This is a genomic window from Myroides sp. WP-1 (assembly GCF_014145635.1).
Lineage (GTDB): Bacteria > Bacteroidota > Bacteroidia > Flavobacteriales > Flavobacteriaceae > Flavobacterium.
In genome coordinates, this window is the sequence record NZ_JACHTC010000015.1 from 52,813 (window position 1) to 65,521 (window position 12,709).

At 35.8% G+C, this 12,709-nt stretch carries 8 protein-coding genes; all 8 read right to left on the minus strand.

Features of this window, described 5'->3' with window-relative positions; all coding sequences use genetic code 11:
* Positions 1-56: 56 nt before the first annotated feature.
* Positions 57-2,891 carry a carboxypeptidase-like regulatory domain-containing protein gene (locus H4K33_RS12900; RefSeq protein WP_182649617.1) on the minus strand — a complete coding sequence of 945 codons (2,835 nt, stop codon included), beginning with the start codon at positions 2,889-2,891 and terminating at the stop codon, positions 57-59.
* A 106-nt stretch (positions 2,892-2,997) separates the two neighbouring features.
* A complete protein-coding gene (pgi, locus tag H4K33_RS12905; protein WP_182649619.1) occupies positions 2,998-4,620 on the minus strand; it encodes a glucose-6-phosphate isomerase in 1,623 nt (540 codons plus the stop codon).
* An 18-nt stretch (positions 4,621-4,638) separates the two neighbouring features.
* On the minus strand, positions 4,639-5,862 hold the full coding sequence (locus H4K33_RS12910) for a peptidoglycan DD-metalloendopeptidase family protein (RefSeq protein ID WP_182649659.1): 1,224 nt from the start codon (positions 5,860-5,862) through the stop codon (positions 4,639-4,641).
* Positions 5,863-5,899: 37 nt separating this feature from the next.
* Positions 5,900-6,775, minus strand: a complete 876-nt coding sequence (locus tag H4K33_RS12915; RefSeq protein WP_255493714.1) for a tryptophan 2,3-dioxygenase family protein — start codon at positions 6,773-6,775, stop codon at positions 5,900-5,902.
* 57 nt (positions 6,776-6,832) lie between these two features.
* Positions 6,833-7,609, minus strand: a complete 777-nt coding sequence (locus tag H4K33_RS12920; protein ID WP_182649623.1) for a DUF3108 domain-containing protein — start codon at positions 7,607-7,609, stop codon at positions 6,833-6,835.
* A gap of 257 nt (positions 7,610-7,866) precedes the next feature.
* Positions 7,867-9,027 carry a 4-hydroxyphenylpyruvate dioxygenase gene (gene hppD, locus H4K33_RS12925; protein ID WP_182649625.1) on the minus strand — a complete coding sequence of 387 codons (1,161 nt, stop codon included), beginning with the start codon at positions 9,025-9,027 and terminating at the stop codon, positions 7,867-7,869.
* A 49-nt stretch (positions 9,028-9,076) separates the two neighbouring features.
* A complete protein-coding gene (locus tag H4K33_RS12930; protein WP_182649627.1) occupies positions 9,077-10,237 on the minus strand; it encodes a homogentisate 1,2-dioxygenase in 1,161 nt (386 codons plus the stop codon).
* Positions 10,238-10,456: 219 nt separating this feature from the next.
* Positions 10,457-12,685: a patatin-like phospholipase family protein gene (locus H4K33_RS12935; RefSeq protein ID WP_182649629.1), complete on the minus strand. Its 2,229-nt coding sequence runs from the start codon at positions 12,683-12,685 to the stop codon at positions 10,457-10,459.
* Positions 12,686-12,709: the final 24 nt, after the last annotated feature.

Below are 12,709 nucleotides of genomic sequence, written 5' to 3' on the forward strand. Positions count from 1 at the left end.
CAAAAAAAGGATGGTTATTACTAACCATCCTTTTATATTATCATTTAGAAAATTTACTAGAAATTAAATCTCATTGTAAAGTTCCAAGTTCTACCAGCTCCTAACATAACTTCGTTACGAACATCAACACCTTTCCAAGTTGTACTTTCTGGAGTTGCTTCGATATTTGTTCTTGCAGAAGCAATATAAGTCGTATCGAATAAGTTATTCACGTTGAAACGCATTGTTAATGCATTTTGTTTTGCTTTACCAACTTCCATTCTGTAAGATAATCCAGCATCCCATAAGTTAAATGCAGGTAACTTCATCGAACCACTTTTACCTTCTGCATCCGCTTTATCAATTGCTAAAGATCCATAGAAGTTATCATTGTATCTGTAGTTACCATCGATTTTTAATCCTTTCACGATTTCGTAGCTAGCTCCTAAGTTTACGATCAACTGTGGTGCTCCACCTACTTTTGCTCCATCGATATACAATGTATGCGTTTTGAATCCTGATGCAGGGTTTCCTGGCTCAACATAAATTGGTTCATTTGTTTCTTCATTGTAATATGTACCTGTTACATTTGATGCATATTTCCAATCACCCCATGAGAAAGATCCTGTTACAGTTAATTTATCTACAGGGTAGTAAATGAAGTCCATCTCCATACCAGAGTGAATTTGCTCAACTCCTACTAAAGTAGCATATCCGTTAACTTGAACTGGTTTTCCATTAGATCCAATTTCTTCAGTATCAAATCTACCTGTCGCACGAGTTACTCTATCTTTCCAAGAAGTTCTATACAAGTTTAAATTTGCTCTTAATTTATGACTTCTATATCCGTAACCTGCTTCAAAGCCTAATACTTTCTCATTAGTAAGGTTCGGGTTTAATGTATTTGTATTGTTCAAATACACTCCATTATTCATAAACGGTTGACGAGAGAAATAACCTGAATTCACGAATACATTGTGGTTTTCGTTGATGTTATAATTTGCTCCCCCTTTAATACTACCTCCTAAGATACTTTCCCAGTCAGTTTTGTAATCTTTTGCTCCTGCTTCAGTAGAACGATCGTAGTTAAAGTAATCTACACGTTGCATCCATTGGTTAGAGATTGCACCTTGAACGAAAACTGAAAGGTCATTTTTAGAGTATTCAACTTGTCCAAATCCTCCTAACCATTTTACGTTTCCGTCATTGTGGTATCCTACTTTTTCTCTATTGTTCCAGTCTACCCATGGGTTCATTGACGCTTTAGCATCATACGTTTGACCAACTACATAATGTTGACCTCCGTTATTTTTATTATTATTTACATAATATCCGTCAGCACCTAACAAATTGTCTAATAATTGGTAGTGGTATCCTTTGTAAATACGTCCATCTAAACCAAAATCAACTGTCCAGTTTTCATTTACTTTAGCATTCATGTTGATTACGGTTCCGTACCAGTCATGTGAGTTGATACTTGAACGACGTGCCCAACCACCTCTACTTTTATTTCTTGAATCATAAGCCATTACATAATGACCTTGTTGACCTGGGTTATTAGGATCATCAACTAAAGGATTTCCTGTATTACCCCAATCTGCGATTTTCTCTCCTCTATTCCAAGCAGCGATATCGTCAAAACGCACGTGTCCGTTAGCATCTCTAACTTCTGTACCGAAATCTCTGTAACCGTTTGGTCCACCACCAATTGTTCCAGTTCCTCCACCACGACCCCAAGATCCGTAAAATACAGCACCTAAAGTCCAAGTTTCGTTGATATTGAAGTCATAGTTAATTGACATCACTGGTTTATTGTAGTAGTTCGATTTGAAGTTAAAACGCTCTCCGTTATAGAATCCAGTATCAGGGTTAAATCTCTTGTCCATTTTCCCATCGTTCCATTTTTGGATATTTTCGATAGAAACTGAAGTAGAACGTTGATCGTGATCTTGTTTAGCTCCAGTGAATGTAAATTGAACATTGTGACGAGAATCTTTTGATTTGTACCCTAAACCTAAGTAATAGTTATACCCTTCGAATCCTGTACCTTCAACATATCCACTTCCTCTTGTATAACCTAATAATACTGAAGCAGATAAACCATTCTCTAATACACCTGTATTATAAGAAGCTAATCCTTTGAAGTAATCACCTGTACCCACACCTGCAGAGATAGATCCTCCTTCGTGTGCGTCAGAAGTACGTGTTAACACGTTAATAGTTCCTCCAACAGATGAAATTGCAATCTTAGAAGAACCTAAACCACGTTGAACTTGCATTGCAGAAGTAACATCTGATAAACCAGCCCAGTTTGACCAGTATACAGCTCCACCTTCCATATCATTAACAGGCATACCGTTAATTAATACAGCAACGTTTCTTTGGTCGAATCCACGAATATTAATATTCGAGTCTCCGTACCCTCCACCACCTTTAGATGCATACACTGAAGGCGTTGTGTTTAAGATTTCAGGAAATTCTTGAGATCCTAATTTTTCTTGAATCTCTGCTGCTTTAATTGTAGATACAGCAACTGGAGTTTTACGGTCTTTAGCAACGTCCGCAACTCCCATGATAACGATATCCGCTAACATGTTTTCATCTGGGTTTAAAACGATGTTTCCAATGTTTGCAACTTTGTTTGCATCAACTTTGAAAGCCACTGTTTTAGACTGATAACCAATAAAAGAGATAACAACTTCTCCTTTATCGCCAGTTACATTTAAAGTAAACACTCCATTTGCATCTGTAGATGTTCCATTTTGTGTTCCCTTCACTAATACAGTTGCACCAGGTAAACTCATATTAAGTTCACCGTCGATAACCGTACCCTTTACTTTGTTTTGTGAAAATGCAGATGTTGACGTAATCACCATTACGATAAACAACATCCAGTTCTTCAAGTTTCTCATTTTGTAAGTGTAAGTGATAAATTAATTTCACCGCAAATGTACAAAAAGATACTCCTTAAATGTTACGAAATTATTAATTTTAACGTGCAACCCAATTTATTGAATTCTAAACTCTTCTATTTCGCAAGTAATAATTCAGCAAAAACGCGGTAGAACTATCGTGTTTCAATACATTATTCGAAATAATTTCCTCTTGAATATTTTTTGCTAACACCTTGCCATATTCGACACCAAATTGGTCAAAACTGTAAATATTCCATATCACACCTTGTATAAAAGTCTTGTGTTCATACAAAGCGACTAGTCCTCCTAGCGATTCTGGCGTTAATTTATCAATCAAAAGTGTATTTGAGGGTTTGTTTCCACTAAATTCTCTAAAATTTTGAATCAATGGATCTTCATTCTCTCCCTCTTGTGTAGCACCTTTTCCATTTAACAGCGCTTCGGTTTGTCCAAAAAAGTTAGACATCAAGATATTGTGGTTGGTATCTTTGTCAGAAAAAGGATGAACAAAACCGATAAAATCCACGGGTACAATTTTTGTTCCTTGATGAAACAATTGGAAAAAGGCATGTTGAGCAGATACCCCAACTTCTCCCCAAATCAGGGTTCCTGTTTCGTATTGGATTGAACTTCCCTCACGGTTTTTATCTTTTCCGTTACTTTCCATGATCATTTGCTGCAAATGAGCTGGAAATTTTTCTAAGAATTGACTATAAGGAACTACAGCCTCTGTTTCATATCCATAGAAATTATTATACCATACACTAAGTAAAGCGCAAACAACTGGAATATTATTTTCGAAAGAAGCCGTTCTAAAATGTTCATCCATTTTATTTGCCCCTTTCAATAGTCTTTCAAAATTGGAATAACCAATAGCTAAAGCAATAGATAATCCTACAGAACTCCACAAAGAGAAACGCCCACCTACATAATCCCACATAGGGAAAACATTTTCACTTTTCACTCCGTAGGCTACTGCACGGTCAATCTCTGCCGTTACACCAACTAGATGTGTGCTTATTGCTTCTTTTTTAATTTTAGCAGATAACCATTGAACTACTTTATCGGCATTTAAAACAGTTTCTTGTGTAGTAAATGTTTTAGAAACAAGTAAAACCAAGGTAGTTTCAGGATTTAATTTATCCAATACCGCATATAAATAATCGTCGTCAACATTAGAGATAAAATGTGTCTTTAAGTGATTGCGATAATTTTCAAGTCCTTGCACAACCATTTTAGGTCCTAAATCTGATCCTCCAATTCCAATATTAATTACATCTGTAAATGATTGACCTGTACTAGAAGTATAGGTTCCATCAATCACTTTTGTAACAAAATTTTGCACGCGGTTTCTTGTTTGGTGTATTTCATCCAAAACATTCACTCCATCTACTACAATAGAAGCGTTTGGAGTAAAATCGCGTAAAGCCGTATGTAATACGGCTCTATTTTCTGTCTTATTCAACTTACTTCCCGTGAACAAGGCATTTATTGCTTGTTTTAACTTTACCTCTTCACCCAATTCAATCAGGTAAGATAACGTTTCTTTCGTAATCTTGTTCTTAGAGTAATCAAGTAAAAAATCATCAAATTGAATATTAAATGAATTCCCTCTACTAGGATCTTCTCTAAAGAGATCTTGCATTTTAATAAACTTCATTTGCTCAAAGTGCTCGCGTAGTTTACCCCATGCAGCAGTACTAGTAGGATCAATTGTATGTAACATTTTGACTTAAAACAGCTATTATTGATTAAATTTTTCTTTTATCATTGCGTCCAACTCCGTTTTCAGTGGTTGGATATATTCTTTATAAGCAGGAATATCTTTTTTATCCATCGGCTCAGAATTAGGTAAAACTTGTCCTAATGGATCCACTTGAACTCCGTTTTTCCAGAATCTGTAACAAACGTGTGGTCCAGTGGCTAACCCTGTACTACCAACCAATCCGATCGTTTGACCTTGATCAACATATTGTCCTTTTCTAACAAGAATCTTAGACATGTGTAGGTATTGAGTTGAGTAAGTACCATTGTGTTTTACCTTCACATAATTTCCATTTCCTGCAGTATAACCCGTACGTTCTACAACTCCAGAGGCAGTTGTCATAATTGGCGTACCACTAGGTGCTGCATAATCCGTTCCATTATGCGATTTCCATGTTTTTTGAACAGGATGAAATCTACTTTTGGTATATCGAGAAGTAATTCGAAAGAATTTTAATGGTGCTTTTAAGAACATGCTTTTCATCGGACGTCCAAGCTCATCATAATAATCTTTTCCCTTTGCTCCTGGTCTTTGGTACGGAAAAGAATACAAATCTTTTCCTCTATAATTAAAATACGCCGCCTCTACTTTAGAAATACCAACATAAACGGTATCATTAATAAATTTCTCTTCAATTGTAACAGCGAAGCGATCTTCAGGTTGCAATTTAAAAAAGTCAATCGACCAAGCGAAAATCTGCGACATACGCGTTGCTAGTGATTGATCTACTCCTTCTTTACTCAAACTGATCGAAAGAGAACCATCAATGGTAGAAGCAACCGTTCTTCGACGGATGGTAACAGGATAGGTTTTGGTATAAGCTGTAATAGTATCACGCAAATCAATCACTTGATAACCCGAAATATTTGGGTGATAAACAAATGCAGCCAACTTCTCGGGATTGTCTTTGTATTTAATCAACGTATAGGGTTGCCCTGCACGTATTCCTCTAACATTAATTGTATCTTTTACTTTGGTAACAATATTGTGAACATCAGAAGCATTGAGATTATAGTTACCAAAAATCTTACCCAAGTTATCTCCAGACCGGATCGTATCTTCTTTTACGACATAATCTTTCAAATTAAACCCATATAATTCAGCTACTATTTCCTCTACTGTTTCTTGTTCAGCATCTGCACTTACTTCAATTTCCCCTTCCTTTTTACAAGAAGAAAATAGAAGTAGTCCTGTTAACAACATAAAAATTTTATACTTCAAACCTTCTTTTTTTCAATTTTTAAACCAATCCTTTTCCCCAATTTTGTTTCTCCTCTTCTGACCATAAAGCAGGAAAGAAAATTCTCTTTTGATACTCTGGCAACATATATTTCTTCCAATCACTGCCTCCTGTTGCCTCTTTGGTAACTCCTGTACTTTCCAAGTATTTCAGCGCTGTTTTATAATGGCCTATAACCCAAGTAACGTTCACTGTATAATCATAGTGTCTCATCGCTTGAATTAATTCTGGACGCTCTTGTGCTTCTTTGGGAAGTTCAACAAATTTCTGCCATAAATTTGTTTTTTCATAATCTTTCATTGCTTTAACAAAAGTTTGACTGTATTTCTTTTCAAACTCAGCCAGTAGATAGGTCTTCTCCCCAGTCTTATAATTTTTCCCAGCCGCCTGCCAGTACATAAACTCTAACGCATCTTCTTCCGAAATATTTTCTGTCATTTCGTGAATAAAGCGTTTATCTATTAAATTTTTCCAATCTGTAGAGCCAAATTCGATCAAGCGATATTGTGCACTTTGAAAACCGCTAGCAGGTGCAAGTGTATTTCTAAACTTATTGTATTGATCAACATCCATACCATCACCCATAATGCTAAAAGAATTAGTCAACATATCAAAATATCGGCTAATTCTCATCAACTTATCCGTAAACACGTCCACTTCAATTTGCGTTGTTACCGCTAATTGCTCAATTTCCCATAGAATCATTTTAAACAATAATTCATTCACTTGATGGTACATAATAAACACCATCTCATCCGGATACAAGGTACGTTGAATCTGCAAACCTAACAAGGCATCTGTTTGGATATAATCCCAATAAGTCAATGGTTTTCCATACACCAATCCTTCAAGGTGAACGTTGGGATTTTGTCCCATTTTTGTAAACTTTTCTTCTAAGCTTTTTATGTGTTGATTGGTTAAATCATTCATTGTTTATTCTTGTTTTAGAGTTGAAACTAACCCTTTGTACTCTTCTAGATCAGCTTTTAAGGATCCGACAGCTAAACTGGCTTTAATTCGCAAAGGCACTTTATTAGCATCTGCTGACACCCAAACAGTTAAGCTTTCTTTTTCTTTAAAAACGCGCCCAGCCATTACGTAGGGTCTAAAGGTTAAGGCTTTAATTTTCCCAAATTTAGTCTTTAATTCCGTTGTTCCTAAATACAACAGCTTAAAACGAAACACTTCACCGTCAAAAAACATATCGATTTCAACAGCTTCATTTTTTTTCAGGTTATCTAGTTTGGGATTATTTCTCAAATAGTAGAAAGCAGATACAATATCCTGTACATTCGCAACGATAGGATAAGTCGTTTCTTTATTTTTTTCGTAGTCTTTGACTAAGACGTTATTTTTAGCATAATTAAAAAAACCTTCTTGGTCTTTGGTATAGCCACCTTCATCAATTTTGCGTATAAAACGATGAGGCACTACTTGATCTTTTTCAAAATAACTTTGATAATCATCATAAACCTTAAAAAACACTTTGGAAAGTCCGGTAGTATATCCAATACCTTTGGCATGATACATACTTTTACCTTTGTAGGTTACTTCTGACAGTTCCAGTTCGGCAATACCTGCATTCAAAATACCATATGACACTCTGAACTTTAGGTACTCACCTGCTTTAAATGCTTGTGGTTTTGTTTGTGCAAACGAAAGAGTTACACAACATAGGAGGGTATAAAAAACAAATATAAATTTTTTCATAGTCGGCTAATTTTATTCAAAAATAACAAACAAAAAAACCCAGTCAAATAATTGACTGAGTTTTTATGCTATTAACCAACCAAAAAACTATAAATTATGAAAAATTTATTACACTCAAATAAAGCTTATGACATCTTTATTTTTGCGAGTGCAAATGTACAGTTTTTTATTGATTATTCATATATCTCACATCTTTTAACCTCACTTTAACGATAACATGCTCAAGATGAGTGTTTTTAAGATATTCTTAACTCAGATTATAGCGTACCTCTCAACTCTTGCTCACGCTCAATTGATTCAAAAAGCGCTTTAAAGTTACCTGCACCGAATCCTCTTGCCCCCATTCTTTGAATAATTTCGAAGAATAAAGTTGGACGATCCTCTACTGGTTTAGTAAAGATTTGCAATAAATATCCTTCTTCATCTGCGTCAACCAAGATACTCAATTTTTGAAGTTCTTTGATATCTTCTTTCATCATATCCATGTGCACACCTAAACGTCCAGGAATAGCATCATAGTATGCTTGTGGTGGTGCAGATAAGAATTCAACTCCTCTAGCTCTCATTTGAGAAACCGTTTTGATGATATCATCTGTTGCAACAGCAATATGTTGAACTCCAGGACCATTATAGAAATCTAAATATTCTTCTACTTGAGATCTTTTTGCTCCTTCAGCTGGTTCGTTGATAGGGAATTTAATACGTCCATTACCATTTGACATTACTTTACTCATCAAAGCAGAGTACTCTGTATTAATTTGTTTGTCATCAAAAGATAAGAAATTAACGAATCCCATTACATCTTCGTACCATTTTACCCATGTATTCATTTCATTCCATCCCACGTTTCCTACCATGTGATCCACGTATTTCAATCCAACTGGTTCTGGATTATAATCGCTTTCCCATTTTACGAAACCTGGTAAGAAAACTCCAGTATAATTTTTTCTTTCTACGAACATGTGTACAGTTTCTCCGTAGGTATAGATACCAGCGCGTACTGTTTCACCAAATTCGTCTTTTTCAACAACAGGTTCCATGTATGATTTTGCACCACGACTTGTTGTTTCTTCATATGCTTTACGAGCGTCTTCTACCCAAAGTGCAACAACTTTAATTCCGTCACCGTGTTTTACGATATGGTCATTTAGAGATGATTCCGCTGTTAATGGTGTAGTTAATACAATGCGAATTTTATCTTGTACTAAAACATAAGATGCTCTGTCTTTTACTCCTGTTTCTAATCCAGCATAAGCTAAAGATTGGAATCCGAAAGCTGTTTTGTAAAAATGTGCCGCTTGTTTAGCGTTACCCACGATAAATTCTACGTAATCTGTTCCTAATAGAGGTAAGAAATCTTGTGCCCCTTCAAATATCTTTTCTAAGCCAAATTCAACCGACTTTACTTCTTTACTCATAATATAGTATTTATTGTTGTTTATTTTTATTTACTTTTCTTTTGTATTCTTATTCTTCTAACCACGATTGGTAGTATTTTTCGTCTGCAATTTTCATTGCTTCCTCAGTAACCATTAATGGTTTGAATGTATCAACCATTACAGCGAGTTCTTCTGTTACTGTTTTACCAATAGAGCGCTCTGCAGCACCTGGGTGTGGTCCGTGTGGAATTCCTGCAGGGTGCAAAGAGATATGTCCTGGTGCGATATCATTACGGCTCATAAAGTCTCCATCAACATAGTACAATACCTCATCACTGTCGATATTACTGTGGTTGTAAGGTGCTGGAATTGCATCTGGATGATAGTCGTATAGTCGTGGCACAAACGAACAAACAACGAAACCTGCAGTTTCGAATGTTTGGTGCACGGGTGGTGGTTGGTGAATACGTCCTGTAATTGGTTCAAAATCGTGAATTGAAAACGCATAAGGATAGTTATATCCATCATACCCTACTACATCAAATGGATGGGTAGCATAAACCATTTCAAAGATTTCATCTTGTTTTCTCAACTTGATTAAGAAATCTCCTTTTTCGTCATAGGTTTCTAGATTTTCAGGGCGTCGAATGTCTCTTTCACAGAAAGGAGAGTGTTCCATCAACTGACCAAACCAGTTTCTATAGCGTTTTGGCGTGTAAAACGGGTGTTTAGATTCTACGATAAACAAACGGTTATCTTCTGTATCGAAGTCCATCTTATAGATCATTCCTCTTGGAATTACTAAATAGTCTCCGTATTTAAAGGTTAAGTTTCCTAAAAAAGTTCGCAGTGTTCCTGAGCCCTTGTGAATAAAAATCAATTCATCTGAATCAGTATTCTTATAGAAATAATCCTCCATTGATTGTTTAGGAGCCGCTAATACAATGGTACAGTCACTATTGGTCAAAACTGCTTTTCGGCTTTCTAAAAAATCATTTTCGGGTTCTACTTGGAAACCTCTCAGTCGGTAAGATTGAATGTTATTTGCTTTCGCAATTTTAGGTGCGACAGAATACTGTTTACGTATTTCTTTCACCTGTGTTGGTCGGTGTACATGGTACATATTTGTTGACATACCGTCAAATCCTACTGTACCAAACAATTGTTCATAATATAAGTCACCGTTCTCCTTGCGGAAAATCGTATGACGTTTAGGGGGTATATTCCCTAAGCGATGATATAAAGGCATAATTACTTATAGTTTTAAGGTTGGAAAAAAAATAATATAAGTAAAAGTCTCTCATTCAGGATTTCTCTTGATCAGAAACTTAATATAAGCCAATAAACCGTCCCATTGTATGTTCATAATATCACAAATATCGACATAAAATTGATATATCCAACTTTATAACTAAATTTTATTTGCGTATTAGTAAAACACTGCCCGTTAGTTACCTTTAAATCTTAATTAAAACCAAAATCCAACGGAGAAAGCTGTATAGCTACTTCCGGTATCTGGAGAGTATCCATACTTCACTTCTATAGGCCCAATCATGGTTTGCATCCCGTATCCAATAGCATAACCTGAATACTTCGACTTGAATAACCAATCTGAACCTGAAAAGATATCTTCTCCTACATTAGCAAAATTAGCTGTAAAATTTATATGGTGTTTTTTAAATATTTCATAGTCTAGGTTGAGTGAACCTGTGATATAAGAATTTCCTGTAATACTCAATAAATCATATCCGAAGAAAGGAATAATATTATCGCGTTCTGCAAATCCATATCCTCCCAAGAAATACATAAATCCTATAGAAGGTGTATTGCCGATAGTTGCTCCCATACGCGAGCGTAAATCCACGTATAGCTTATCTGTCAATCGGCTAGCATAACCTACTTGTCCTGTAATTGTTGAGAAGTTCTGAAAATTATTTAAATAATCGGAAGAATAGAAGTAGTTTTTATATTCTCCTTTGAACATAAATCCCTTACGCGGAAAGTACTTATTGTCATAGGTATCGAACGTAAAATTGGCAAATCCCCCTAAATAGGTACTGCGATCAAAAATACTTTCATTTATCGACAAGGTATTGCTTTTAATGTCAAAATAGCGGTGTTCTAATCCGACAGCCAACAGAAACTTTTGTTGGTAAAAAGTTTGAAACACCAATCGGTTTTCTACATCTTTATAATCCACGCTAAACTTGGAGGGTAAACTCGATAGATCTATTCCTGGAGGCAATTCAAATCGCTCGTTATTCGCAAGCATTTTAAAGCGTAAGTCACTGCTAAATTGATTGAATTTAGAATTAATTCCAACACTCCAATAGAAACCGTTATCAACGAAATAATTAAAATTATAACGCACGTTATCACCAACAGCTAGGTCTAAGGAAGCAACGTCACTCTTCATCAGTAGATTTTTCTGTGTGACGTTTACCAATGCAGCAGATTTATACAATCCATCATAATGTACACCAAGCTTTAAGTAGCGTTTGATCGGATTTTCTACAATATCTAACACCAGCGCATCACCATCTCCATTTTGGTCAAAGCGATAGGAAATACTGCTAAAGTTGTCTGTTGCATTTAACTGATCTATTCCTTTTTCTAAATCGTCAAAAGAAATAAAACTTTCGGGCTTAAACCCTAATTTTCCGTGGATATAACGTCTTGTATATCGAGTTAATCCATTAATGTCAATTTCATTAACATACAACTCGTCTTTGTATTTTGGCACGAATTGCTTCTGCAAAACGTTCTTTCTCCCTCCAATCTTTTTAATTTCGTCTAGTTTTACATTAGCGGCCTCTACTCCTCTTTCAATAATAGCTTTCCCTTCTTCAAAAGAAATAACGGTATAGCCTGAGATATCGGGTTTGATGTAAATATCCGTCATTCCCACTTTATTTTTCATCTGATTGATCGTAGAATAGTTGGAAATTTGAAGGAGTACATCTGCAGCACCATTAATATCCTCCATCGTTTTGAGTCCATCCTGAACATCTACCCCAATAATAATATCGGCACCAAGAGCGCGTAGTTCTTCAATAGGATAGTTGTTGACGATTCCACCATCGATCAGGTGATGTTCATCAATAACAACAGGAGCGAACAAAGAGGGAAACGCACCACTAGCTAAAATGGCTTGCGGCAAATAACCCGAATCAATCAATACGGGTTTCCCTGTTTCAATATTGGTAGCGATACACAAAAAAGGGATATTCAACTCGTTAAAATCTCTCACGTGTCTCACGTGTGCTAGCAGCTTATTCATTAAGTTGTAGTTATACATTCCTCGAGAAAAAGCTTTAGGCAATCCTATTTTAAACTTATCAAACGGCAAGGTCAACGCATAAATTTCATCGTTTTTCTTTTCGTAAAAAGACTTTGACACACGTGGAATATAATCGCGAATTAAAGCCGTTGCATCAATACTACTGAAAATAGAATCTAATTCTGCAGCGGTATAACCAGAGGCATACAATCCACCAACAATAGCCCCCATACTCGTTCCGGTAATGTAGTCTACCTGCACTCCTTGTTCTTCCAATACTTTTAGAACACCTATATGAGCCAGTCCTTTTGCACCGCCTCCACTCAATACAACTCCAACTTTTGGACGTTCTTCTTCTTGGGCGAAACTAATACCTGTAACGAAGGTCATTGCTAGTAATACGATAATTCTACGCATAGTTATCCTCTTTTTATGCTACTA